This window comes from Amycolatopsis sp. NPDC088138 (assembly GCF_044741685.1).
Lineage (GTDB): Bacteria > Actinomycetota > Actinomycetes > Mycobacteriales > Pseudonocardiaceae > Amycolatopsis.
Genome location: NZ_JBIUTB010000001.1, coordinates 533,195 through 557,836 on the forward strand (window position 1 = coordinate 533,195; position 24,642 = coordinate 557,836).

19 protein-coding genes are annotated in these 24,642 nt (G+C 72.5%); 7 read left to right on the forward strand and 12 right to left on the reverse strand.

The features are described from left to right. Positions 1-514 precede the first annotated feature (514 nt). Entirely contained in the window at positions 515-1,453 is a 939-nt protein-coding gene (locus tag ACIOD2_RS02620; protein WP_400533411.1) for a zinc-binding dehydrogenase, read from the reverse strand. A 56-nt stretch (positions 1,454-1,509) separates the two neighbouring features. Here ACIOD2_RS02620 and ACIOD2_RS02625 point away from each other — a divergent pair, with 56 nt between their 5' ends. Beyond that, positions 1,510-2,343, forward strand: coding sequence for a DUF1932 domain-containing protein (locus tag ACIOD2_RS02625; protein WP_400533413.1), 834 nt, complete (start codon positions 1,510-1,512; stop codon positions 2,341-2,343). On the opposite strand, the gene ACIOD2_RS02630 is transcribed toward ACIOD2_RS02625, so the two are convergent. Then, positions 2,340-3,377 carry an NADPH:quinone reductase gene (locus tag ACIOD2_RS02630; protein ID WP_400533415.1) on the reverse strand — a complete coding sequence of 346 codons (1,038 nt, stop codon included), beginning with the start codon at positions 3,375-3,377 and terminating at the stop codon, positions 2,340-2,342. The genes ACIOD2_RS02625 and ACIOD2_RS02630 overlap by 4 nt on opposite strands. 431 nt (positions 3,378-3,808) lie before the next feature. Between ACIOD2_RS02630 and ACIOD2_RS02635 the strand changes: the two genes are divergently transcribed. Next, positions 3,809-3,940 carry a hypothetical protein gene (locus ACIOD2_RS02635; protein ID WP_400533417.1) on the forward strand — a complete coding sequence of 44 codons (132 nt, stop codon included), beginning with the start codon at positions 3,809-3,811 and terminating at the stop codon, positions 3,938-3,940. A gap of 13 nt (positions 3,941-3,953) precedes the next feature. On the opposite strand, the gene glgC is transcribed toward ACIOD2_RS02635, so the two are convergent. The 6 genes from glgC to ACIOD2_RS02665 form a co-directional block, all read right to left on the reverse strand. Next, complete coding sequence (glgC, locus tag ACIOD2_RS02640; protein ID WP_400533419.1) at positions 3,954-5,171, reverse strand: glucose-1-phosphate adenylyltransferase; 1,218 nt, start codon at positions 5,169-5,171, stop codon at positions 3,954-3,956. Then, positions 5,168-6,322 (reverse strand): glycogen synthase, encoded by a 1,155-nt coding sequence (gene glgA / locus ACIOD2_RS02645; protein WP_400533420.1) that lies wholly within the window; start codon positions 6,320-6,322, stop codon positions 5,168-5,170. Before glgA ends, glgC begins: the two co-directional genes overlap by 4 nt. 81 nt (positions 6,323-6,403) lie before the next feature. Beyond that, positions 6,404-8,242, reverse strand: a complete 1,839-nt coding sequence (locus tag ACIOD2_RS02650) for a glycosyltransferase (protein ID WP_400533422.1) — start codon at positions 8,240-8,242, stop codon at positions 6,404-6,406. 4 nt (positions 8,243-8,246) lie between these two features. Next, positions 8,247-9,731: a hypothetical protein gene (locus ACIOD2_RS02655; protein ID WP_400533424.1), complete on the reverse strand. Its 1,485-nt coding sequence runs from the start codon at positions 9,729-9,731 to the stop codon at positions 8,247-8,249. 23 nt (positions 9,732-9,754) lie between these two features. Then, positions 9,755-11,275, reverse strand: coding sequence for a hypothetical protein (locus tag ACIOD2_RS02660; RefSeq protein ID WP_400533426.1), 1,521 nt, complete (start codon positions 11,273-11,275; stop codon positions 9,755-9,757). Between the two features lie 204 nt (positions 11,276-11,479). After that, positions 11,480-13,081, reverse strand: a complete 1,602-nt coding sequence (locus tag ACIOD2_RS02665; protein ID WP_400533428.1) for a choice-of-anchor A family protein — start codon at positions 13,079-13,081, stop codon at positions 11,480-11,482. A gap of 246 nt (positions 13,082-13,327) precedes the next feature. Here ACIOD2_RS02665 and ACIOD2_RS02670 point away from each other — a divergent pair, with 246 nt between their 5' ends. The 3 genes from ACIOD2_RS02670 to ACIOD2_RS02680 all read left to right on the forward strand — a co-directional run bounded on the left by ACIOD2_RS02670 (position 13,328) and on the right by ACIOD2_RS02680 (position 15,811). Continuing rightward, positions 13,328-13,759 carry an Hsp20/alpha crystallin family protein gene (locus tag ACIOD2_RS02670; protein ID WP_400533430.1) on the forward strand — a complete coding sequence of 144 codons (432 nt, stop codon included), beginning with the start codon at positions 13,328-13,330 and terminating at the stop codon, positions 13,757-13,759. Positions 13,760-13,847: 88 nt separating this feature from the next. Then, complete coding sequence (locus ACIOD2_RS02675) at positions 13,848-14,519, forward strand: response regulator transcription factor (RefSeq protein WP_400533431.1); 672 nt, start codon at positions 13,848-13,850, stop codon at positions 14,517-14,519. Beyond that, complete coding sequence (locus ACIOD2_RS02680) at positions 14,516-15,811, forward strand: sensor histidine kinase (protein WP_400533433.1); 1,296 nt, start codon at positions 14,516-14,518, stop codon at positions 15,809-15,811. Before ACIOD2_RS02675 ends, ACIOD2_RS02680 begins: the two co-directional genes overlap by 4 nt. A gap of 173 nt (positions 15,812-15,984) precedes the next feature. Here ACIOD2_RS02680 and ACIOD2_RS02685 read toward each other — a convergent pair whose 3' ends face one another. The 3 genes from ACIOD2_RS02685 to ACIOD2_RS02695 all read right to left on the reverse strand — a co-directional run bounded on the left by ACIOD2_RS02685 (position 15,985) and on the right by ACIOD2_RS02695 (position 18,961). Then, on the reverse strand, positions 15,985-17,202 hold the full coding sequence (locus ACIOD2_RS02685) for a DUF1501 domain-containing protein (protein ID WP_400533435.1): 1,218 nt from the start codon (positions 17,200-17,202) through the stop codon (positions 15,985-15,987). Continuing rightward, positions 17,199-18,506, reverse strand: a complete 1,308-nt coding sequence (locus tag ACIOD2_RS02690; RefSeq protein ID WP_400533436.1) for a DUF1800 family protein — start codon at positions 18,504-18,506, stop codon at positions 17,199-17,201. The genes ACIOD2_RS02685 and ACIOD2_RS02690 overlap by 4 nt, the downstream gene beginning before the upstream one ends. Positions 18,507-18,580: 74 nt before the next feature. After that, positions 18,581-18,961, reverse strand: coding sequence for an STAS domain-containing protein (locus ACIOD2_RS02695; RefSeq protein ID WP_400533438.1), 381 nt, complete (start codon positions 18,959-18,961; stop codon positions 18,581-18,583). 358 nt (positions 18,962-19,319) lie between these two features. Between ACIOD2_RS02695 and ACIOD2_RS02700 the strand changes: the two genes are divergently transcribed. Continuing rightward, positions 19,320-20,195 (forward strand): MerR family transcriptional regulator, encoded by an 876-nt coding sequence (locus tag ACIOD2_RS02700; RefSeq protein WP_400533440.1) that lies wholly within the window; start codon positions 19,320-19,322, stop codon positions 20,193-20,195. Here the strand turns inward: ACIOD2_RS02700 and ACIOD2_RS02705 are convergent. Next, complete coding sequence (locus tag ACIOD2_RS02705) at positions 20,182-20,622, reverse strand: SRPBCC family protein (RefSeq protein ID WP_400533442.1); 441 nt, start codon at positions 20,620-20,622, stop codon at positions 20,182-20,184. The two genes, ACIOD2_RS02700 and ACIOD2_RS02705, sit on opposite strands and share 14 nt — an antisense overlap. Positions 20,623-20,907: 285 nt before the next feature. Here ACIOD2_RS02705 and ACIOD2_RS02710 point away from each other — a divergent pair, with 285 nt between their 5' ends. Beyond that, positions 20,908-24,510, forward strand: coding sequence for a discoidin domain-containing protein (locus tag ACIOD2_RS02710; protein WP_400533444.1), 3,603 nt, complete (start codon positions 20,908-20,910; stop codon positions 24,508-24,510). The last annotated feature ends 132 nt before the right edge of the window (positions 24,511-24,642 follow it).

Sequence of the window (24,642 nt, forward strand, 5' to 3'; positions counted from 1 at the left end):
GCCATGAGGGTGCCCCTCACGGCTGGAGTTCTGGCGTCTCGCTCCCTGCCGCTTCCGATTCCCGCCGCGGCTCGCTACAGGCGATACGCCATCCGGATGGCCGACATGCCACCGAGGGCCACCACCGTGGCCGGCAGGAGTGTTCGCCGGAGCAGGCGCGGTTTTGCGCGCTGCAATGGCCGACCCTTCGCCGGAATGGTTCGGCGAAGCCGGGGTTCCCCAAATGCGCGTGTAGTGGCCAGCGTGGTGCCGCGGCAGTGCCTAGCGTCGGCACATGCTGCGGGTGTAGCGGCCGGCGTGCGGCCGCAGTCGCAAAACTCGGCGCGCAGCGTCGGGACTCGCCACGTTTGGTGGTCAGCGTGGCGTCCCGACTCGGCGCGCAGCATCGGCGGCGTGCGGTGCCGGCCTGCTCCGGCCGCCACGTGCGCCGGGCTTCGGAGGTCGTGAGGGGCACCTTCAGGGACTTAAAAGCCATGAGGGTGCCCCTCACGACCGTCGGCGTCGGTGCGGGCGGTCAGGGCTGGAGCAGGATCTTGCCGACCGCCCGGCGTTGTTCGAAGTCCGCGTGCGCCTTGGCGGCCTCGGCCAAGGGGTACGTGCGGCCGATCAGCGGGACCAGCCGACCTGACGCCGCCGACTGCAGGGCCGCGCGCACTCGGCGGGGTGTCTCCGGCCAGAACTCCGGGAGCTGGGACATGTCCGTCACCGACGCCAGCCTGCGACGGTCGTGCGCGGGGACCACCGTCGGGGCGCCGCTGCTCATGCCGTAACCGGAGAACCGGCCGCCGTCGCGAAGCAGCGAGAGCGCCGTTGCCCCCAGCGGGCCGCCGACGCCGTCGAAGACCACGTCCACCCCCGGTACCCGCGTGGCCCAGTCCGGCTCGCCGTAGTCGACCGCCTGGACGCCCAGGTCGTGCGCCAGCTTGACCTTCTCCGGGCCGCGGACCGCCGCGATCACCGAAGCGTCGCGGGCCAGCTGCACCAGCAGGCTGCCGAGGCCGCCCACTCCCGGCAGCACCAGGACGTCGTCACCTGCCTCGACCGGGGTCCTCTCGAGCAGCGCCACCGCCGTGCTGCCGTCGTCCAGGACGGCGAGCGCCTCCGGCAGGCCGAGCCCGTCCGGCACGCGGAAGGCGAACCCGGCGTCGGCGATCGCCGTGTCCGCGTAGCCGCCGCCGGACGCACGGGTGACGACCCGCGCGCCCAGCCACTCCCCGGCCACCCCCGGCCCGAGAGCGGTCACCGTGCCCGCGACGGCGCCACCCGGAACGTACGGCGGCGTCACCTCGAAGCCCGGCGGGGCGTCACCTCGCCGGATGAGGGTGTCGAGCCAGCCCGTGCCGGCGAACGCGACGTCGACGCGGAGCTGTCCCTCGCCCGGGCCGGGGGTGGGTAGCGTGACGGGTTCGAGGACTTCGGGGCCGCCGAAGCGGGTGGCCGTGATCGCTTCCATACCCTGAGTCTCGAACTTCGAGGACGCTTGAAGTCAAGGCTGCGAAAGGAACGCACGTGAAGACTTCCGTCGGGGTGCTGCACCCGGGGGCGATGGGCGCGGCGGTCGGCGCGCTGCTGGTGAAGCGGGACGTCCGCGTCCGGTGGCTGTCCGCCGGGCGCGGGCCCGCCACCCGCAGCCGGGCCGAGGAGGCCGGGTTCACCGAGGCCGACGACCTTTCCGGCTGCGACGTCGTGCTCAGCATCTGCCCGCCCGCGTCCGCGGTCGACGTCGCCCGGGACGTCGCGAGCGGCGGGTTCTCGGGTGTCTACCTCGACGCGAACGCCATCAGCCCCGGGCACGCCCAGCAGATCGAGGACCTGTTCCGCGGTCGGGCGTCCGTGGTGGACGGCGGGATCGTCGGGCCGCCGCCACGCCACGACGGCTCGACTCGGCTCTACCTGTCCGGACCGGACGCCGGGCGCGTGGAAAGCCTCTTCGAGGGGACTTTCCTGCGGCCGATCGTGCTCGACGGCCCGGTCGGGCGGGCTTCGGCGCTCAAGCTCGCGTTCGCGTCGTACAACAAGCTGACCTACGCCCTCGCCGCGCAGGCCCACGCCCTCGCGGCCCACCACGGCGTGGACGACGCGTTCCGCGACCTGGCCGGTGCGATCCGGCGGGACACCCCGCTCGGCGCGCCGGGCGCGCTCGAGTCGGCGGCGCAGCGAGCTTGGCGGTGGGAGGGCGAGATGGCCGAGATCGCCGTCGCGTGCACGGACGCGGGGCTGTCCCCGGCGCTGCTCACGGCCGCGCAGGAGCTGTTCGGACGCTGGCGCGAGCACCGCGACGACGAAGAGGTGACGGCCGGCGAGCTGCTCGCCGCGCTGGCCGTCACCCCGGACGTCACCTAAAGACTCGGGCTGATGTCGATCAGCACCTTCCCGGTCGCGCCTTCCTCGGAAGCGATGTGCGCCTTCGCCGTGTCGGCCAGCGGGAACCGGTGCACCGGCACGCCGCGCTCGTCGCCGAGCCGCAGGGCACCGTCGGCGAAGGCCGCGTTGATGTCCTCGGCGCCGGCCCGCAGCTTGTCCGCGCCGACCGTGTAGAGCACCAGGAACTGGTAGCGCGTGTTCAGCCACAGGTTCGCGCCGAACTCCAGGCTGAGCGTGCCCGTGCCGCGGTCGTCGCCGTAGGCCGCGACCGTGCCGCGTGTGCGCAGCACCGCGGTGTGCAGCGGGGCGTTGACGCCCGCGGCGACCTCGACCACCAGGTCGACGCCGTCGGGCGCGATCTCGCGGACCCGCGCCGCCAGTTCCGGGTCGGGGTAGCGCAGCACGTGCTGGGCGCCGGCCGCGGTGGCGAGCGCGGCTTTCGCGTCGCTGCTGACCGTGGCGATCACCGTCGCGCCGGCCCAGCGGCCGAGCTGGATCGTGGCGTTGCCGACCGCGCCCGCACCGCCGCTGACCAGCACCGTCTTGCCCTTGAGAGCACCGGGGGACAGGCGCGCCGGGCCGTCCTCGGCGACGGTGAGCGCGCGGTGCGCGGTCAGCGCCGGGACGCCGAACCCGGCACCTTCGTCGAAGCCGACCCCGCCGGGCAGCCCGGCGAGCTTTTCGGCGGGCAGCACCGTGTACTCCTGGGCGGTGCCGGACTCCGGCGCGTGCGTGCCGGCCAGGAGCGTCCACACGCGATCTCCGGGCGCGAAGCCGGTCACCTCCGGGCCGACCGCGTCGACGATCCCGGCGCCGTCCTGGTTGGGGACGGTGTCGGGCACCTCGGTCCCGGCCTCGGCGCCGCGGCCCTGCCGCGCCTTCCAGTCGGTGGGGTTGACGGCGGACACCACGAGCCGGACGCGGACCTCGCCGGGCCCCGGCTCCGCGACGTCCCGCTCGGACAGTGCCAGCTCCTCGGGCCCGCCGTGCCGGCGGTAGACGACAGCTTTCATGCCCGGTGCAATCCCGCCGGACCCCCGGGATATTCCCGGGCCGCCCGGAATTGCGTGACGTGCGGAAATGCGCGCAAGCCGAAAATGCCCCGGAAAGGCACCGCGGGACGGGTGATCCCCCGGCCGGGCGATTTTCGGTGTTGCCCGAGCGAAATCGGCCGGGGTCGCAGAAACTGGGCGCGTGGGAGAGGAATTGCGCACATCGCGCGAAGAGCGGTCGAAGTCCGACGACGGTGAGCCGACGCCCATCTTCGATGCCGTGGCGAGCGCGGCCCGCAAGGGGGCGGGGGAGACCGCGAATCCCGGGAAACCCTCCGGCGAGGGCAAAGCGGGTCGCTGACCGCGACCGGATCTGAGGCAGATTGTTCGACGTCCGCGCGGAACATGTAGCATCTTGGCTGCACGTGCATCTGCGGGTGAGGAGTAGGACGTTGGCAGGCGTGGTCAACAGCATGATCGCCGCCGAGTACGCGGCGGGAGCCTCGATCTCGGAGCTGGCCGAGCGGTGGGGCATCGACCCGCGCCAGGTCGTCGAGCGGATCTCCGCGGCCGACGGGTCCTGACCCGCCCGGCGCCTCAGATGGCGCGTTCCCCCTTGCCCAGCACCACGATCCCGCCCTCGCTCACGTGGTAGTGCCCGCGGTCGCGGGCCAGGTCCACCCCGATGTGCGCACCCGGCGGGACCACCACGTTCTTGTCCAGGATCGCCCGCCGCACCACCGCGCCGCGGCCCACCCGGGCCCCGTCGAGCAGCACCGAGCCCTGGACGACGGCGCCCTGCTCGACCAGGACGTCGGGGGAGAGCACCGAGTCGACGACCTGCGCGCCGGAGATGATGCAGCCGTTGCTGACGATCGACTGGTTGGCCGAGCCGCCTTCGACGAACTTCGCCGCTGCCCGTTGGCCGGGGTGGGCCAGGATCGGCCACTTGCGGTTGTAGAGGTTGAAGATCGGGTGCGTGGAGATCAGGTCGGTGTGGGCGTCGTAGTAGCTGTCGATCGTCCCGACGTCGCGCCAGTAGCCGTGGTCGCGCTCGGTTTCACCCGGGACGACGTTGCCGCTGAAGTCGTAGACCGCCGCCTCGCCGGACTTCACCAGGGCCGGGATGATGTCGCGGCCCATGTCGTGGTGCGACGCCGCGTTCTCGGCGTCGGCGTGCAGCGCCTCGAGCATCACCTTCGTGGTGAAGATGTAGTTGCCCATCGACACGTACGACTCCTCGGGGGAGTCGGGCAGGCCCGGCGGGTCGGCCGGCTTCTCCAGGAACGCGTCGATCATCAGGCCGTCGGTGGTCCGGATGACGCCGAACGAGCTCGCCTCCGAACGCGGCACCCGGATCCCGGCGACCGTGACACCGGCGCCCGAGGAGATGTGGGTCTCCAGCATCTGCCGGGGGTCCATCCGGTAGATGTTGTCCGCGCCGAACACCGCGATGTACTCGGGGTCCTCGTCGTAGACCAGGTTGAGGCTCTGGTGGATCGCGTCGGCGCTGCCCTGGTACCACCGCGGGCCCAGCCGCTGCTGCGCCGGCACCGGCGTGACGTACTCGCCGGTGAGCGCCGAGAGCCGCCACGTCGTCGAGATGTGCCGGTCGAGCGAGTGCGACTTGTACTGCGTCAGCACGCACAGCCGCCGGATCCCGCCGTGCACCAGGTTCGACAGCACGAAGTCGACCAGCCGGTGCACACCCCCGAACGGCACCGCGGGTTTGGCGCGGTCGGCGGTGAGCGGCATCAGGCGCTTGCCCTCGCCGCCCGCGAGCACGATGCCCAGAACGTCGGCTCCACTGTTCACGAGGACCTCCCGCACGCTTCGTAGAGGGCGACCGTCTGCTCGGCGATCGCCTTCCAGCCGAACTCGCCGACCGCGCGCTCGCGGCCGGCGGTACCCATCGCGGCGGCCCGGTCCGGGTCGCCCACCAGCTCGTTGAGCGCCGCGCCCAGCCGCGCCTCGTACCCGGCGGTGTCCGCCTCGTCGTAGTGCACCAGCAGGCCGGTCCGGCCGTCGTCGACGACCTCCGGGATGCCGCCGACGTCGCTGGCGACCACGGCCGTGCCGCACGCCGCGGCCTCCAGGTTCACGATGCCGAGCGGCTCGTAGACCGACGGGCAGGCGAACACCGCGGCGTGGGTGAGCAGCTGGACGACCTCGGGGCGCGGCAGCATCTCGGGGATCCAGCGGACGCCGGTGCGGGTCTTCTCCAGGTCGGCGACCAGGCCGCGGAACTCGGCGTCCAGCTCGGGGGTGTCCGCGCCGCCCGCGCACAGCACCAGCTGCGTGCCCGGGTCCAGGGTCGCACCGGCCCTGACCAGGTGCGGGACGCCCTTCTGCCGGGTGATCCGGCCGACGAACAGCACGTACGGGCGGTCCGGGTCGATGCCGTGCTTCGCCAGGACGTCGGTGCCGGGGTCGGGCCGGTAGAGCGTGGTGTCGATGCCGTTGTGGATCACGTGGACGCGCTCGGGCAGCACGGCCGGGTACGCGGTGAGCACGTCCTGGCGCATGCCGCCGCTGACCGCGACGATCGCGTCGGCCGACTCGTAGGCCTCGCGCTCGATCCACGACGAGACGCGGTAGCCGCCGCCCAGCTGCTCGGCCTTCCACGGCCGCAGCGGCTCCAGCGAGTGCGCGGTGACGACGTGCGGGATGCCATGGGTCATCTTGGCCAGGTGCCCGGCCAGGTTCGCGTACCAGGTGTGGCTGTGCGCGAGGTCGTGGCCTTCGAGGGCGTTCGCCATCGAGACGGCGATGTCCATCGTCGTGAACGCGGGCTGGCGGTAGCCGTGCGGGTCGGTGTGCCCGGTGGCGTCCGGGCGGTCCGCACCCCAGCAGTGCACGTCGAGATCGACCAGCGACCGCAACTCCCGGGCGAGGAACTCCACGTGAACCCCGGCTCCGCCGTAGACCTCCGGCGGGTACTCCCGGGTGAGCAGGCCGACCTTCATGACCGAACCCTATGGCCTCTCCGGCCTCCTGCGCAGTCTGGCGTCCAGGCGAATTCCTTGATCGCTCGGATGAGCGGAGCGTCAGCTCTCGTAGAGCCGCTTCCAGTTCTCCCGGGACGTCAGCTCCGGCATCGCGCGCCGGTACTGCTCCTGCACCGCCGCGCCTTCCTTGCGCAGCCGCTGGATCACCCGGACACCGCGTTTGGCCAGTTCGAACGTCTTCGCCCGGTCGTAGGACCGGACGCGGACGCCGTCCTGGTTCGCGTCGGTGACGACGACGGTCGAGAACAGCGCGACGTGCCACCAGTGGGCCTCGTCGGCCGGGACGGCGCCGAGACCGAACCGGTGCCGGCCCCTGGTCTGGTCGAGCAGCCGCTTGAGCAGGACCACGACGGTCCGGCTGGGCGGCGGCGCGCTGTTGATGATGCCGATGTCGTTGGAGGCGATGCCCGGGACGTCGGTGGCCTTGTGCCGCTTGGTCTCCGGGTACTGGTCCCGGATCCGGCGGATCTCCTTCATCGCCTCCACGCCACCGTCACGCAGGACTTCAGGGCCTTCGAGGAAGTCTTCGACGGCCTTGATCAGCGTCGCGGACAGCCCGTACTGCATCCCCAGCAGGTAGCGGACCAGCTGCGCCAGCAGCACGCGGGAGAGCAGGTTCAGGTTGAACGGCGAGTGCAGCGCCGCGGTGATGATGGAGTTGCGCAGGTTGAAGTAGCGGTGCCACTCGTCCCAGTCCTTCATGTGGAAGTCCGCGTGCCACACCCCCGCCCCGGGGAGGGTGACGGTGGGGAAGCCGTGGGCGCGGGCGCGGTAGGAGTACTCCGCGTCGTCCCACTGGAAGAAGAACGGCATCGGGTACCCGGTGGCCTGCACGACCTCGTAGGGGATCAGGCAGGACCACCAGCCGTTGTACCCGGCGTCCAGCCGGCGTTCCTGCCGGTTCGGCTTCAACGTCTCCTCGTCCACCCCGAGCAGGTCGGCGGTGGTGAGGGAGTGCTCGACCGGCTGGCCGGGTTCGAGGGTGTTCAACCGGGCGTATTCGGCGCCGACGTGCAGCTGGTTGGGGTGGAACAGGTTGAGCATCTGCCCGCCGACGATGATCGGGTTGGCGGCGCGGTTGGAGAACGCCGTCATCCGGATCACCAGGTCCGGCTCGAGCAGGACGTCGTCGTCCATGAACAGGACGTTGGCGTGGGCGGTGGCGGTGTGCCCGGCGACCTCGTAGAGACCGCGGGTGAAACCGCCGGCGCCGCCGAGGTTGGGCTGCTTGATGTAGTGCAGCTTGTCGGCGAGGTCCTTGACGACCTGCTCGAACCCGTCACGGGATTCGACCAGGTCGGTGCCCTGGTCAGCGACGTAGATCGCGTCGAGGGTGTCCAGCGACGAGACGTCGGCGGCGAGGGCCTGGAGGTTTTTGAGGCAGTCGTCGGCGCGGTTCATCGTGCAGATGGTGACCGCGGTCGGGCGGATCGTGTCGGGGGCTTCGACGGTCCAGCGGACCTGCTCGACCCGCAGCGTCTGGCCGCCTTCGGTTTCCAGGTCGAGCCAGAGGGCGCCGCCGTCGTAGAACTTGTCCAGCTTGCCGGTCAGGACGACTTTGTGCTGTGTGACGTCGGTGACCTGCTCGGCCTCGGTGACCCGCGGTTCACCTTCGACGTCGGAGGCACCCATGGACAGCAGCCCGGTGCCGGTGACGACGGCTTCGACCGACACCTCGGTCACGGTGGTCCAGCGCTGCCAGTACGACGCCGGAAAACGCCCGAAGTACGTGTTACCGGACACCTTCGTGCCCGGGGTCAGCCGGATCGCGTCGCGGTCGCGGACCGCCGAACCGGTGTGCACCTCGGCGTAGAGGTCCTTGCTGACGATCGGCGCCGGGCCCGCGTACAGGCCGCGCTGCGCGGTGAGGTCGGTCATGTGCTCAAGCTCCGCTTCCGTTGCCCCGGACGAGATACAGCTGCTGGGTGCCGGCCCACGGCGACGTCAGCGTCCAGTGGGCCAGCGCACCGGGCGGCGGATCGCCGCGCACCAGGGCGTAGTCGGTGACGATCGGCCGGTCGCCGAAGTCGAAGTACCTGAAGTTGACGTCCACGAGCTTCCGGCCGAGCGCGCCCAGGTGGGCCTTCCGCTCGGTGATGGCCGGCCCGACCGCGCCGCGGTCGTCGAAGAGGTCGACGATCGCGCAGCCGCAGCTGTAGGCGAGCACGCCGATCTCCCCGCCGCTGCGGACCGTGCCGCCGCCGACCAGCCGGCCCAGCTCCGGGCCGATCCGCTCGTAGTCCGCCGTGGAGTCGTGGTTGGACAGCAGCGGCGCGAACCGCCGCGGCAGGCCGTCCGAGACGTAGAAGCCGGTGCTCACGACCAGGACGCCGGCGACGGTGACCGCGCCCGCCACCCGGGCGGGCAGGCGCACCCAGGCGGCCGCGGCGGCGGCCAGGAAGAGCGTCAGCGTGACCAGGCTCGGCCCGTAGTACCAGTGGTAGGGCGGCACGTGCAGCCGCGTGTAGGCCAGGTAGTGCGCGAGCCCGGCGGGCACCAGCGGCGCGAACGGCAGCAGCTTCGTCCACACCGGACCGCGGCGGCCGGAGCCGGCCAGCCAGACCAGGAAGGCGCTCAGCGCCAGGACGGCGGGCAGGAACGAGAGCGCCGTCGCCCACGGGAAGACCCGGGCGTAGAGGCCCGGCCCGTTGCCGAAGTCCCAGGTGCCCCAGGACTTCTGCAGCGTCTTGATGATCACCGTGTCCGGCACGGCCGAGCCGAGCACCACCCAGCTGAAGGCGAACCAGGGGAGCGCGACGGCCGCCGCGGCGAGCACCGTCTGCCACGCCTTCACCCAGAACCGGCGGCGCAGCAGGAACAGCACCAGGGCGACCACGAGCAGGTCGAGCCGGACCAGGGCGACCAGCCCGGTCAGCACGCCCAGCAGGACCGGCCGCCGTTCCCCGGCGCACACCAGCAGCCAGGCGATCCCGGCCGCGCCGAGCTCGACCTCCAGCCCGATCGACGACAGCAGCAGCGGGTTCACCGTGAGCAGCGCGACGGCGGACGGCGCGAACCACCCCGGCAGGCTCGCCCGCGTCCCGGCCCGGCGCAGCGCGAGCACCAGCGCGACCTGGCAGAGCACGAACAGCACACCGCAGGCGAGCACGGCGTTGCGCAGCACGAACGTCAGCGCCGCGAGCAGCAGGACGTTCAGCGGTGACGTCGCGGTGTTCGACGTCTCGGCCGTGATCAGGCCCCAGTGCCCGTGGAAGGCGAGCTCACGGGCGTAGGACAGGGTGATGAAGGTGTCGTCGACGAGGTGCGGGCGCACCGCGGCGAACACGAGGGCGGAGAGCGCGGCGACCGCGACGGGCAGCACCCAGCGTCGGGCCGCGCGGGATCGCCGCTCCGTGATCGTGTCCACCGCCGGCTCCCGGTGGACGACGATCACGGTTCGCGGGTGAGGGTGAAGTGCCCGACGCCCTTGGCCGCCGAGGTCACCTGCCAGCTGTCCGGCCCGGTGGCCGGGCCGGAGGCGTACTGCAGCCGGTAGTCCCGCTTGCGTTGCTTGGTCGAGCGGTCCAGCCAGTGGTAGTTCACCCGCAGCGCCAGGCTCATCACCGGGCTCGCCGTCTCGATCCGTTGCTGGACCAGGGAAACCGCTTCACCGCGGTCGGAGAAGACGTCGAGGATGGCGCACTGGCAGTAGTAGGCCAGCGTGCCGATCTCCCCGGGGCTGGCGACGGTCGCGCCGTCGAGCCGCTTGCCGAGCGCGGTGCCGACCCGCGCGTAGTCCTGCGCACTGGCCCAGTTCCCGAACACCACCGGCGACTTCCACGGCAGGCCCTGCGCGGCGTCCACCGCGGCGCCGCCGAGCACGAGCACCCCGGTCAGGCCCAGCGCGAGCAGCGGGGGACCGGACCGCAGCGCGGGACGCGTGTGGGTCTGGGCGTACCAGCTGCCGAAGGCGGCGACGGCGAACGCGCTCGTCGCGGCCACCGGGGCCACGTAGTACCAGTGGAACGGTCCCACCCCGATGTAGGAGTAGGCGATGTAGTAAAGGATCCCGCCCGCGGCGAGTGCGGCGATCGGGCCCAGCGGCGGGAACTCGGGCCAGCGGACGGCGAACCGCGCCGCGACCCAGCCGGCGAGCGCGACCACGCCGACCAGCGCCGGCAGGAACGACACGAGCACGGTGACCGGCCAGCCGATGTAGTACATGACCGGGCCGGTGCTGTAGCTCCACGGCGCGAACAGGCCCGCCTGGGCCTGCTTGATCACCAGGGTGTCCGGCACGAACGAGCCGAAGACGAACCAGCTGACCAGGAACCACGGCGCGGTCGTCAGGATCGCGAAGCCCGCCGCGGGCAGCAGCTTCCGCCGGATCGCGGGCGTGCACACCGCGATCACCACGACGAACACGACCAGGTCGATCCGGGTCAGGATGGCCAGCCCGGCGGCGACACCGAACCAGACGGGCCGAGCTTCCATCGCGAAGACCGTCATCACCATCAGCACGGCCGGGATGAGCAGGACTTCCAGCCCGATGGCCGACAGCACGAACGGATTCAGCAACACGAGTGTGATGCCGAGCACACCGGCCGCCGTCGGCAGGGACAGCACGCGGCCGATCCGCTGCCAGGCCCAGCCGAGCGCGGCGCCGCAGAGCACCGTCAGGATGCCGAGCGCGATCACCGGGTGCGGGTCGCCCGCGATCCGCGTCACCAGCGTGAACGCGGCGAGGAGCAGCACGTTCAGCGGTGACGTCGCGGAGTTCGCCGGCGCGCCGGGGATCATGCCCCATTCGCCGTGTTCGGCGAGGTTTCGCGCATAAGCGAGGGTTATGTAGCTGTCGTCGGTCAGGCTGCCGCGCACCACCAGGAAGACCAGTGCGCCCAGTACCGCCCCGAAAACGGGCAGCACCCAGCCCCGCGACACTTTCGTTTTCTCGTTTTCTACCGCAAGCACCCGTTCACCTCGCGGAACCGCCGCCTGCGCGGGGCCCGCCATTTGCCCGATCGACATGCCCCGGGGACCGTAATGACACAACATTACGGGAGTGCTACGCCCTTGTTAGGTCCACGGGCCCGCGAGGTACTTCACCCGATGGTGACACGGTTGCCGTGAGACCGCAGTGTGGGGTTTCGGTCCTTTGTGGATCTACGCGTTCCCTCAGCGGGTTCGTCGGCGGACGGTCACGAGCACCAGCGCGGTCCCGCCGGTGAGCAGCAGCGCGCCGAGGCCGAGGAGCGGGCCGACGTCGGTGCCGGTGTCCGGCAGGCTGCCCGAACCGTCCGGACGGGACGGCACCGGCACCGGGGTGGTGCTGGACGACGAAGTGGTCTCCGCGGGGCCGGTGGCCGTGGTGTCGGTCGGGCTCGTCGGCACGGTGGACGTGCTCGTGGCCGTGGTGGTCGTCGACGTCGGCCCGGTCGGCGTGGTGCTCGTGGCCGGCTCGGTCGTACTGGTGTCCGTCGTCGGCACCGTGCTCGTGGTGGTTTGTCCGGTCGTCGTCGGCTCGGTGGTGGTCGTCGGCTCCGTGGTGGTGGGCTCGGTCGTGGTGGTCGTCGGCTCGGTGGTGGTCGTGGCCGGGCCGGTGGTCGGCGTGGTGGAGGTCGTCGTGGGAGCCGTCGTGCTCGTGGTGGTGGGGGTGGTCGATGTCGTCGACGTGGTGGTCGTCGTGCTGGTGGCGGGCGTCGTCGTGGTCGTCGGCTCGGGGTTGGTGCACGACGGCAGGTCGCCGGTGAACGGGTACGCGTGGAACTCCTGGCCGCTGCCCGCGCCGGCGCTCGAGCCGTGGACGAGGTCGCCCGCGGTGAAGAACCGGCCGTTGCTGCCGGGCAGCGTCATCGTCGTGGTGCCGCCGGGGTTGCCGGCCAGCACGCTGCCCTGGAACTGGCCGCTGCCGGTCAGGGTGACCGTCGTCGCGTCCGGGATGTTCCACAGCAGCCGCGAGCGCAGCTTGTTGAGCGGGTCGTTGTCGTCGAGGGTGCCGCTGTAGGTGTTGATCGTCCGGGGGCCGCCGGTGACGTTGACCAGCACGGTGGCGCCGTCCGGGATGCCGGTGAAGGTGATGCCCTGCGTGGTGCCGCCCGGCCCGGCGATGTCGGCGGTGACGTTGAAGACCTGCAGCGCGGACTTGCCGTCGCCGGTGAAGGCCGTCTCGTAGCCGTGGTTGACCACGGTCCCGGTGGCGGTCCGCGGCGCGCCGTCGACCCGGGCGTAGCACTCGCTCGCGGCCGTCAGCTTCTCCCGCAGCCCGGCGTACGGCTTCATCGCCGCCGGGTCGTGCACGAGGCTGCCGATGACGGTGCCCGTCACCGTGCCGGCGTGGCGGACCACGCCACCGCCCGAGTCGCCGACGGCGTCGAGGCGCTGGGTGTCGGCGACGGTGAGGTCGCCGCCCACGGTCAGGAAGTCGGCGCCGTCCGGCGGCGGCACGCGGGAGCCGACCCCGGCCACGCCGACGTTGTAGATCGACGAGCCGGACGTCTTGCGCAGCGTGAAGTCGCCGCCCACGACCACCCGGCCCTCGGCTTCGGCCGCGCTGCCGGTGACGCGCATGGTGCCGCCGACGAAGACGTTGATGCCGTTGTCGCGCCCGGCGAAGGACCCGTTGCCGACCGGCGGGAAGGTGCCGGGGCAGGTGCCCGGCACGCACGGGCCGAGGCCGCCGGGCAGCGGGTCGGCGTGCGCTTCCCGCGCCACGGGGAGGGAGAGCAGCACGAGCCCGCAGGCCGCCAGCGCCGCCAGAGCGGCATGGGTCACGCGCACGGGGTCCCCTCCCTTGTCCACTGTGGACTCTTCGTCCGGACGATAACCGCCTGACCCGCGCCGATCCGCCCATCGGGCGGTTATCCACCCGATGGGGGTCCCCCGCGCGGGCCGGGCTGTGCCGGGCGTCACAGGCGTGAGTTGAGCAGCCATGGAACAACTAAGTTGAGTCTCTCGTTGTCAACTTTGCGAGGGCGTGGCCACCACCGCCCCGATCACGAACCCGTGGTGGGAAGGAGATCCGAAATGGTGCTGCGTACCGATCCGTTCCGCGACTTCGACCGGCTGAGCCGGCAGTTCTTCGGCGCCACCGGCACGGCGAGCCGCCCGGCGAGCGTGCCGATGGACGCCTACCGCGACGGCGAGGACTTCGTCGTCCAGTTCGACCTGCCCGGCGTCACGCCCGGCTCGATCGACCTCGACGTCGAGCGCAACGTCCTGACCGTCCGCGCCGAGCGGGCCGCGAACCCGGCCGAAGGCGCCCAGTACCAGGTCAGCGAGCGCCCGCGCGGCGTCTTCACCCGCCGTCTGCTGCTGGCCGACACGCTGGACACCGAGCGCATCGAAGCCGACTACGACGCCGGGGTGCTGACCGTCCGGATCCCGGTGAGCGAGCGGGCGCAGTCCCGTCGCATCACCGTCGGCTCCGGCGCGGCGAAGGAAGAGATCACGGCCTGACCGCCCGCGAAAGCCGGCCTCGGTACCCCCGAGGCCGGCTTTCGCGCGTTCGGCCACTGACCACTGTGGACGGCGTTACGCTGGGGCCGTGAACGCCCCGCGGATCCTGGTCGTCGAGGACGCCGAGGCGATCCGCGTCGCCGTCGAGACCGCGCTGGCCACCGCCGGGTTCTCCGTCCGCGCGCTGCCCGACGGCGCCGCGCTCGAGGCGGAGCTGTCCCGGGCCCGGCCGGACCTCGTGGTGCTCGACGTCATGCTGCCGGGCCGCGACGGGTTCGAGCTGCTGCGGGTGATCCGGCGGCTGTCGGCGGCCGGGGTGGTGATGCTGACCGCGCGCGACGGCGTCGAGGACCGGCTGCGCGGCCTCGGCGACGGCGCCGACGACTACGTCGTGAAACCGTTCGTGCTGGCCGAACTGGTCGCGCGGGTGACCGCGGTACTGCGGCGAATGGGGCGGACGCAGCCTGCCGTCGAGATCGGCGACCTGGTGGTCGACGTCGAGGGCGGCCGCGTCCGGTACGGCGCCGCCGAGGTCGAGCTGACGTCGACCGAGTGGAAGCTGCTGGTGTACTTCGCGCAGCACCGCGACCGGGTGGTCGGCAAGACGCAGATCCTGACCGCGGTGTGGGGCTACGGCGACTACGCGGCGAACCTCGTCGAGGTCAACGTCAGCACGTTGCGCCGCAAGCTCGAGGCGCACGGCCCGCGCGTGCTGCACACCGTGCGCGGCCAGGGTTACGTCCTGCGCGGCGAGCCGTGAGCGGGCTGCGGACGGTGTCGCTGCGCCGCCGGGTCACCGTCACCGTGCTGGTGGTGCTCGCGGTGGTGCTGGTCGCGGTCGGGTTCGTCGTCGACACCGTGTTCCGCGCCCAGGCCGAGAAGGACGTCAACGGCCTGCTGACCGCGCGCGTGCAGCTGGCCCAGCAGCTGGCGAAGCAGAACGCGGCGCCGCAGAACCTGCTGCGGCGCATGGAGACCCGTGGTGTCCAGGCGTCGCTGGCCTTGCCGGACGGCACGTTCCTCGGCGCGGCGGACCTGCCGCCGGCCGACCGGATCCGCCAGGTGCGCGCGACGCTGACCGGCCCGCCCCGGATCAACGGCGCGAAGCTGACGCTGACCGCGGACGAGACCCTCGTGGCGGCCGCGGAACAGAGCCTGCGCTGGGTGCTGCTGGCGACCGGGCTGGCCGCGCTGCTCGTCGCCGCGGTCGCGCTGCTGCTGGCGGTCCGCTTCGCGCTCGCCCCGCTGGACGCGATGACCCGGCTGGCCCGCTCGATCGTCTCCGGCGGCCGCGGCGGCCGGCTCGCCCCGGAACGGGCCACGACCGAGCTGGGCCGCGCGGCGGCCGCGTTCGACTCCGCACTCGACGCCCTCGAAGGCGCGGAACAGGCGGCGCGGGCGTCGGAGGCACGCACCCGGCGGTTCGTCGCCGACGCCGCCCACGAGCTGCGCACCCCGCTGGCCGGGGTGCAGGCGGCGGCCGAAGCGCTGCTGCAGCTGCCCCCGGACGCCGACCCGACCCGGTTGCAGCTGCTGGTGGTCCGCGAGTCGCAGCGGGCCGGGAAGCTCGTCGCGGACCTCCTCGACCTGGCCCGCCTGGACGCGGGTTTTGACCTGGAGCGCGCGCCGGTGGCGCTGCTCCCGCTGGCGCAGGCTCAAGCCGACCGCCTGGGGCTGACGTCACCGGAGGTGACGGTCGAGGTCACCGGTGCCGAGGTTCTTGTACTCGGCGACGGCGCCCGGTTGACGCAGATCCTGGCCAACCTGGCGGACAACGCGGTCCGCGCGATGGACGGCCACGGCACGGTGACGATCGAGGTCCTCCCGGACGGCGTGACGGTCACCGACACCGGCCCCGGCGTCCCGGGCGCCGACCGCGAGCGGATCTTCGACCGCTTGGTGAGGCTGGACGAGGCTCGCGGGCCGGGCGGTTCGGGGCTGGGGTTGCCGATCGCCCGGGGTTTCGCACGAGCGCACGGCGGCGACCTGTGGTGCGAGGCGGCGCCGGGCGGGGGAGCGCGGTTCCGGCTGGCCGGGCTGACGCCCGCCTGAGGCCGCCCGCACGGGACTCCGGGTCGGAGACGTGGCCGCGAAGCGTCGATGGAGGATTTGGGCCGCTGGGCGGCCGGAATCCTCCATCGTCGAACGCCGAGGCCCGCCGTGGCCCGGCTCCGAGGCACCCGTCGGGATGCACCCACAGCCACACCAAGCCGCCCGCCTGAGTCCTAAGCGAACAACCCCGTCATCCGGCCGCTGTGGCCGGGCAGCACCTGGCCCGCGTCCGTGCCCAGAACGTCCTCCACCATCGTCGCGTAGACGTCACGGAAGTCCGTGGTCAGCTTGAGGTCGCCGTCGTCGAGGTCGGTCAGGCTCGGTTCCGCGCCGTGAAAGCCGCCGTGGACGTTCTGGCCCAGCACGAACATCGGGCCGGCCGTGCCGTGGTCGGTGCCCTGGCTCGCGTTGGCCGTCACGCGCCTGCCGAACTCCGAGTAGACCATCACCACCGCCTGCTTGCCGCGGTCGGTCTTCGCGAGCCGCTGCGCGAACGGCGTCAGCGCGCCGTCGAGTTCGGTGAGCAGCCGCTGCTGGGTGCCGCGCTCGTCGGCGTGCGTGTCGAACCCGCCCAGCGACACCGAATACGCCCGCGACGGCACGCCCGCCTCGATCAGCCCGGCGACGACGTCGAGCTGCGCGGCCAGCTCCCCCTTGCGCTTCTTCCCCGATGAGTCCTTTTCGGACTGGTGCCCGCCCAGCGTCTGCACCGCGCGGTGCAGGTCACCGACCGACCGGGCGGCGCGGGACTGCCAGTACCCCTCGCCGGCCTGGGCCGCGCCGAGGCCCTGGAACGCCGTCCCGAGCGCGCCCTTCGGCAGGGTGAGCCCGCCGACCGGCAGGGACGCGGCCGCGGTGCGGGCGCCGGCGAGCAGCGGCGGCAGCACCGGGTCGACCGAGACCGCGCGCAGCGGGTCGTCGCCGGTCGCGTCGAGCCAGCGGCCGAGCCAGCCGGTCGGCACGGACGTCTCCGGTGACGCCGTCTGCCAGATCGCCATCGACCGGAAGTGGCTGTGATCGGGCTTCGGGTAGCCGACGCCGCGCAGGATCGCCAGCTTCCCGCCGTCCCACAGGCTCTTGAACCCCTTCATGCCGGGGTTGAGGCCGAGTCCTTCGCCGACGTCGAGGACCTCTTCGGGCTTGTACGCCAGCTCGGAGCGGGCGTTCTGGTACGCGCTGTCACCCGCCGGGACGACGGTGTTGAGACCGTCGTTGCCGCCGTAGAGGGTCACCACCACGAGCACGCCCGCGTCCGGGTCCAGGGGGTTCTCCTGCGCCGCCGACATCAGCCGCGTCCAGTCGACCTGGGTCGCGCCCGCGGCGAGCGCCGCGGCGGCCGTCACCCCGGTCGCGGTGAGGAACCGGCGTCGGTTGACCTGCACGATCGTCACCCACTCACTACGTACTCGGGGGCACAGGCGGCCACAGTGGACAGTTGACGGACGTCGCCGGCGACACCGGCCAGCGCGGCTTTCGTGCGGCCGGACCAGGCGTCGACGCCGAGCAGCTCGCCGATCGCCGTGGTCTTGTCCGACGCCTTCGCGACGGTGCCCAGGTCGGCGTGCCCGGCGACCAGCTGGGCCAGGTGCAGCCGGGCCACTCCCGCCGACGTCGTCAGCCAGGCGCCGCCCGCCGCCCAGCCCCCGACGCTGGGCGGCAGGAACGGCACCTGGCCGAGCCCGCGCAACCCGGCCAGCAGCTGGGTGCGGGCCTGCTCGTCGAGCGAGCCGGGACGCACGCCGAACGCGCGCAGCAGCCCGGCCAGCCATTCCACCGGCTGCTTGACCAGTGACGTCGCGCTGTCGCGGAACGCCGGTTCGGCGGTGATCGCCCGCAACACCGCCCGGACGTCACGGCGGCTGCCGTAGGCGGCGACCAGGCGGTTCAGCACGTCCGCGGCAGGCGGCTCCGCGGAGACCAGCCGGAACCAGAGCCGGCCGACGACGAACCGCGCCGAGTCGGGCCTGCCGAGTACGAGGTCCACAAAGGACTGCGCGGCGAAGTCGCCGGTGGCGCCGAGGATGTGCTTCTCACCGTCGTCGCGCCGCTTCGGCACCAGCTTCGCGGTGGTCGTGTCGCGCTGCGCCGTCCAGCCGGTGAGCGCTCGCGCGGCCTCCCGGACGTCGTCCTCGGTGTAGTGCCCGACGCCGAGGGTGAACAGCTCCATGAACTCGCGGGCGAGGTTCTCGTTGGGCTTGCCGGCCTTGTTGCTGTTCCCGTCCAGCCACAGCAGCAGCGCCGGGTCGACGACCATCGCGCGGGCCAGGTCGGTGAAGCTGCCCAGCGCGTGCTCACGCTGGGTCCAGTTCTGCGCCAGCATCAGCTCCGGGCTGCGGACCTTCTGCTCGCTCGTGGCGAAGTGCCCGTGCCAGAACCACGTCAGCCGTTCGACGGACGGGAGGTCGGCCGCGACCATCCGGTCCAGCCACCAGAGGGCGGCCTGCGTGGACTGGGCCTGCAGCTGCTTGTTCGCCTGCTGCTTCGCGGCCTTGTTCTGCTTGTCCGCCTTCTTGGGGCGCTCGGGCGGCGCGCCGGGTGTCGGCATCGGTGTCGCGGCCGCCCCGGCGTCGGCGCCGGTGCCCAGCAGCCGGTCGCGCGTCTCGGCGAACCCGCGGTCGAGGTCACCGGGGCGCGGGCCGAAGCCCAGCCGGTCGTGCAGCCGCCGCACCGCCGCTCGTTCGGAGAGGACCACCATGCCCTCGATCCTCCGGCGCCGGGCCCGGCGCCCGCGACCACGCGGCGGCTTTCTTCAGCCGATCCACAGGAGCGTCAGGAGACGCGGCTCTCCTGGTGCTCGGCCACTGCCGCGCGGGCCTCGCCGAGGTCGTCGTGCAGGGGCAGCAGCCGGTCCAGGCCGAGGATCTCGAGCGGCCGCGCCACCGCGACCGGGTCGGCGGCGATGGAGTAGGACACCCCGCGGGCGACGGCGGCCCGGTGCAGCTCCACGAGGACGCTGAAGATCGTGGAGTCGCAGAACGTGGTCGCGGTCAGGTCCGCGACCACGCCGGGCGCGCCGTCCCGGATCGGCGCGAGCAGGGCGGCCCTCATCCGGGGTGCGCAGGCGAGGTCGAGGTCCCCGGAGCAGTGGACGGTCACGATGCCGGCTTCGGTGCTACTCCCGAAGGCGGGTGTGGTGTGGTGGTCGGTCATCAGCTCGTCTCCGTGCTTGGCGATGGGGACCAAGGCCCCCGCGCGCGTGGTACCCACGGAGAGGCCGGACCACGCGGACATCCCCCGTGCAGGGGAGGGGCCCGCGGGGTACTGCATCCGTGCGACAACGCTGCACAACCGTTGCGAGGCGGGTGTAGCTTACCGGTACGGGACAACACTTCCCCCGGTTCGCTGCCGGCCGCGGCGGGTGCCACCCCGCGCGGCCCGCCGGAGGGGACGCGGCCGGTCACCGCCCCGGCCGGCCGCGTCCCCCGCGCGCCGCCGCCGGGCTTTCGCGCCGTCGCTAAGATGCCGCCACCCGCCGGGACGGCGGGTGCGAAGAGGACGGTGGATCCGGATGGACGTCGGCGCGGAACCCGTCCCGGCCGCGGGTTCGTGGGCCCCGGGCAAGGTCGCCGAGCTGCTCGGCGTTTCCCCCGTGACCCTGCGCAGCTGGGGCGCGCGGTACGGGATCGCGCCCTCGGCCAGGAGCGAGGGCAGGCACCGCCGGTACTCCGACGCGGATGTCCGCCGCCTGCAGCACATGCAGCGCCTGATCGCGCGCGGGATGCCGGTGCGGGACGCGGCCGCCGCGGCGTTCACCGGCTCGACGCGGCCCGGAGCCCCGGCCGACCGCCTGCTGCGGGAGCTCGCGGAAGCGGCGGAAGAGCTGGAGTTCGGCGCGGTCGGCGCCCTGCTCGACGAGACCCTCGCGGCGCTGGGCGCGGCCGCGGCGTGGACCGACGTCCTGGTCCCGGTCCTGCGTGAGCTGGGGGACCGCTGGCAACGCGGTGACATGTGCTTCGCGGCCGAATGGGTGCTGACGTCGGAGGTCTCCGCCGCGCTGGAGCGCTTCGGCCGCCGGTTCCCGGAGACGGCGCCGGCCCGCCCGGTGCTGCTGGCGTGCTGCCCCGCCGAACGGCACTCCCTGCCGATGGAGGCGCTGCGGGCGTCGCTGGCCGAGTCCGGCGTGCCGGTGCGCTACCTCGGCCAGCTGGTGCCGGCCGAGACGCTCACCGAGCTGGCCGAGCGTCTCGACCCGGTCCTGGTGGTGCTGTGGTCGATGGCCGCCCCGACCGCCGACGACGTCCTGGTGCGCCGGCTGCACGAGCTCGACCGCGCGGTCATGACCGCCGGGCCGGGCTGGGCGCACCTGGGGGAGCGCGGGCTGACGGTGGTGGACGACCTGGGCACCGCGATGGCGCTGGCGGCCGGGAGCGTCAGCTCGTCGTGAGCTTCTCCAGCGCGCTGGTCAGCTTCGGGACGACCTCGTCGCCGAGTCGCTCGAACACCCGCTTGAGCAGCGGGCTCGCGAGCTTCGCCAGGCCGTGGAAGACGATCGTCGCCTGGTAGTGCACGGTCGTGCTGCCGCCGCTCGGCGCCAGGGTGAAGTCGTCGGTCGAGGTGGCCGTCTTGTTCTTGCCGACGAACGTCACGCGGCCGGCTTCGAGCCGGGTCAGCTCGTACTCGAGCTCGGTCTCCTTGCCGCGGAACTCCGAGACGTTGTGCCACCGCGCGCCGACCGCCACCGGGCCGTCGTCGGAGCGGGTGCACCGGACGGTGCCCGGGTCCCACTCCTCGGTGTGCGCGAAGTCGGCGAGGTAGCGCGCGACCTGGTCGACCGGCGTGCGGACGGTGACGGTGCGTTCGACCTGGACCATGGCGTACTGCCTCCTCGGGGTGGACCCGCACCGAAGCTTCGGTGCGAAGTCGATGCAACCGTACCGAGAGTGCCCCCGTCCGGCAGGACGACGTCACCGCTGAACGGGACGCCGCGAGCCATCACAGACATCGATGTCATTATTCCTAATTTTTGTCTTCCTTGTCTTCTTGACGGTCGCCGCGACCTCGGCGGAAGCTCACTGGCAACGTTGTCAGTCACCGGCGCCGACACCCCGCCAGGGGCCCGCGCCGTGCGTGACTGCCGCTTCGAGAACGGAGTTCGCATGGCGGAGGAGTACGGCATCGGGGCCGGCGTCGAGCCGGTAGCACCGGTGTCCCGGCGGAACGTCCTGGCCGTGGGCGGCGGGCTGCTGGCCGGGTTCGGCCTGGCGGCCGTCCTGCCGGGCGGCGTCGCCTCGGCCGCGCCCGCGGCGGCCGACGGGACGGACGCCCGGACCGACCTGGCGCTGTTCCGGCCGGTCCAGGTGTCCTCGACCGACTACGCCGCCACCCCGGCCGAGTTCGCCGTCGACGGCCTCGCGCAGATCGGCGTCCGCGGCTCCGGCTGGCGCGCCACCCCCGGCGACGGCCAGTGGATCGTCGTCGACCTCCAGGGCCAGTGCAAGATCGAGTCGGTCGTGCTGACCTTCGAGGCCAAGCCCGGCGACCCGGCCCTCGACCTCGGCGCGTCCCGCACCCACACCGTCGGCGACGAGGTCTTCTCGAGCTACGCGGTGTCCTTCGACCTGGACGTCTCCGGCGACGGCAAGGCCTGGCGCACGGTCCACCACACCGACGCGGGCACCGGCGGCGTCGTGACGATCCCGGTGTCGGCCACGGCGCGCTGGGTGCGGTTCACCGCGGCGAGCCGCTCGACGACGAACCCGCTGGGCCTCAACGGCTTCCAGGTGTTCGGCACCAGCCGCGACCACCGGCCCGCGGTGCGCGGCTGGACCAGCTTCCCGGTGCGCCCGCACGACGATCCGCCCGTGCTGGCGCTCGCGTCGGACGGCACCGTGCCGCTCGAGTCCGGCTGGGTGCTCACCATGGACGACTGGTCGCCCAGTGAGGACGGCGCCGCGCTGTCCGGCGCGTCGGTGGACACCCGCGGCTGGCTCCCGGCGACCGTGCCCGGAACCGTGCTGGCGTCGCTCGTCGAGCAGGGCCAGCTGCCCGACCCGGTGTCCGGCATGCACAACATGCACGTCCCGGAAGCGCTGTCGCGGCACGCGTGGTGGTACCGGCGCCGCTTCTCCCTGCCGCGCGGCCTCGACACCTCGCCGGGCCGGCACGTCTGGCTGGAGTTCGACGGCGTCAACCACGAGGCCGCGATCTGGCTCAACGGCGCGAACATCGGGACGCAGAGCCACCCGTTCGGCCGCGGCGTCTTCGACGTCACCGCGGCCCTGAGGCGCACCGGCGACCAGGCCCTCGCCGTCAAGATCTCGCCGATGCCGCGCCCCGGCAGCCCGAGTGACAAGGGGCCGGCCGCGCAGTCGTTCGTCGACGCAGGCAGCACCATGTTCGACAACTCGCCGACCTACCTCGCGGTGTCCGGCTGGGACTGGATGCCGGCGGTGCGCGACCGCGCGTCGGGCATCTGGGACCACGTCCGCCTGCGCTCCACCGGCGCCGCCGTGCTCGGTGACGTGCGCGTCGACACCAAGGTGCCCGACGCCGGCACCGCGGTCGTGACGCTGACCGTGCCCGTGCGCAACGCCGCCGCGACCGCCCAGCGGATCAAGGTCTCCGCCGCCTTCGGCCCGGTGAACGTGTCGAGCACGGTCACCGTCCCGGCCGGGCAGGCCGCCGACGTCGTGTTCCCGGCGCAGCGGGTCAAGAACCCGAAACTGTGGTGGCCCAACGGTTACGGCGACCCGAACCTCTACGACCTGACGCTCACCGCGGCGATCGGCGCGTCCACCAGCGACCGCCGGACGACGAAGATCGGCCTGCGCCAGATCGGCTACCAGTACGACCTGCCGATCGTCATCGCCGACGGCCGGGCCACGCAGTCCGTCGACCTCGGCCCGCAGAACACACGGTACGTCCGGATGCAGGGGCTCAAGCGCGCCACCGGCTGGGGCTTCTCGCTCTGGACGATGTCCGTTGTGGACAGTGCCGCGCCGGACACGGACCTGGCGAAGGGCAAGACCGCGACGTCGCTGTCGGTCGCGGACGGCAACCCGCCGGAGAACGCCGTCGACGGCGACCCGAACACGCGCTGGACGTCGGCCTACGACGACAACCAGTGGCTGCAGGTCGACCTCGGCGCGGCGACGGCGTTCGACCGGGTGGTGCTGACCTGGGAAACCGCCTACGCGGCGACGTTCACGATCCAGGTGTCGGCCGACGGCCAGACCTGGACCGATGCGGTGTCGGTGGACAACAGCCCGAAGCCGCTGACCTTCCTCGTCAACGGCGTCAAGGTGTTCGCCCGCGGCGGCAGCTGGGGCTGGGACGAGCTGCTGCGCCGGATGCCGCAGGAGCGGACCGACGCCGTCGTCGCGATGCACCGCGACATGAACTTCACCCTGATCCGCAACTGGGTCGGCTCGTCCTACCGCCAGGAGCTGTTCGACGCGTGCGACAAGTACGGCATCCTGCTGTGGAACGAGTTCTGGGACGGCTGGTCGACCGACCCGGCCAACCACGACATCTTCCTCGCGCAAGCGAAGGACACGGTGCTGCGCTACCGGCACCACGCCTGCGCGACGGTCTGGTTCGGCTGCAACGAAGGCACCCCGCCGGCGGTGATCGACAACGCGCTGCGCGACATCGTCACCACCAACACCGACCTGCTCTACCAGGGCAACTCCGCGGGCGGCGTGATCACCGGCGACGGCCCGTACCGCTGGCTCGACCCGAAGCAGTACTTCACCGGCGAGGCGACCGGCGGCAAGCACGGGTTCTGGAGCGAGATCGGGCTGCCGACCGTGTCGGTCGTCGAGAGCATGCGCAACCTCGTCGGCGAGGGCGACGCCGGCTGGCCGATCGGGGCGCCGTGGTTCCTGCACGACTGGTCGGCCAACGGGAACCAGTCGCCGCAGACGTACCTGGCGGCCATCGACGCGCGGCTCGCGCCGTCGACGAGCCTCGCGGAGTTCTGCCGCAAGGCCCAGTTCGTCAACTACGAGAGCATGCGCGCGATCTTCGAGGCGTGGAACACGAAGCTGTGGGCCGACGCCACGGGGGTGCTGCTGTGGATGTCGCACCCGGCGTGGCACAGCACGGTCTGGCAGACCTACGACTACGACCTCGACGTCAACGGCAGTTACTACGGCGCGCGCAAGGGGTGCGAGGCGCACCACGTGCAGGCCGACCTCTCGACGTGGCAGGTCCGGGTGGTCAACCACACGCCGTCCGCGATGAGCGGCGTCACCGCGTCCGCCCGGCTCTACGGCTTGGACGGCGCCGGGCTGGGCACGGCGCAGCAGCAGAAGGTCGACGTCGCCCCGATCGGGGCCACCGACGCCTTCACGGTGCCGTTCGACACGGGCCTGCCGGACCTGCACCTGCTGCGGCTCACGCTGACCGACGCCCACGGCGCGGTGCTGTCGGAGAACACGTACTGGCGCTACCGGACCGATGCCGCGATGCGGGCGCTCAACCAGCTCCCGGGCGCGCAGCTGGCCACGTCGCTGCGGCCCGACGGCGCCGGTTACGTCGCGACGATCCGCAACACGGGCCGGACGGTCGCGGCGATGATCCGGCTGTCGCTGCGCGAGAAGAACGGAAAGGACCGCGTGCTGCCGACCCGCTACGACGACAACTACTTCTGGCTGCTGCCAGGCGAAAGCCGCACGATCCGCGTCGACCCGCCGCGGCGGGTGCCCCAGGCCCGGCTGCAGGTGGAGGCGTACAACGTGGCGGCGAAGCTGATCTAGGTTTTTTGTCGGACCCCGCCGCTATCCTCGCGGGGCCTGCGGGTGACGGTTTCCGGTGCGTGGCTGTGGGTCGCGATCCGGAGCGAGTGAGGGGCGCGCCCCTGACCGCCCGCCGACGACCAGCCCGGAGCC

Bases quoted from the DNA above. Each gene is read 5' to 3' on its own strand.
- ACIOD2_RS02620 (WP_400533411.1), bottom strand. From the start codon at position 1,453: ATGGAAGCGATCACGGCCACCCGCTTCGGCGGCCCCGAAGTCCTCGAA.
- ACIOD2_RS02630 (WP_400533415.1), bottom strand. From the start codon at position 3,377: ATGAAAGCTGTCGTCTACCGCCGGCACGGCGGGCCCGAGGAGCTGGCA.
- glgA (WP_400533420.1), bottom strand. From the start codon at position 6,322: ATGAAGGTCGGCCTGCTCACCCGGGAGTACCCGCCGGAGGTCTACGGC.
- ACIOD2_RS02650 (WP_400533422.1), bottom strand. From the start codon at position 8,242: ATGACCGACCTCACCGCGCAGCGCGGCCTGTACGCGGGCCCGGCGCCG.
- ACIOD2_RS02670 (WP_400533430.1), top strand. From the start codon at position 13,328: ATGGTGCTGCGTACCGATCCGTTCCGCGACTTCGACCGGCTGAGCCGG.
- ACIOD2_RS02690 (WP_400533436.1), bottom strand. From the start codon at position 18,506: ATGGTGGTCCTCTCCGAACGAGCGGCGGTGCGGCGGCTGCACGACCGG.
- ACIOD2_RS02695 (WP_400533438.1), bottom strand. From the start codon at position 18,961: ATGACCGACCACCACACCACACCCGCCTTCGGGAGTAGCACCGAAGCC.
- ACIOD2_RS02700 (WP_400533440.1), top strand. From the start codon at position 19,320: ATGGACGTCGGCGCGGAACCCGTCCCGGCCGCGGGTTCGTGGGCCCCG.
- ACIOD2_RS02705 (WP_400533442.1), bottom strand. From the start codon at position 20,622: ATGGTCCAGGTCGAACGCACCGTCACCGTCCGCACGCCGGTCGACCAG.
- ACIOD2_RS02710 (WP_400533444.1), top strand. From the start codon at position 20,908: ATGGCGGAGGAGTACGGCATCGGGGCCGGCGTCGAGCCGGTAGCACCG.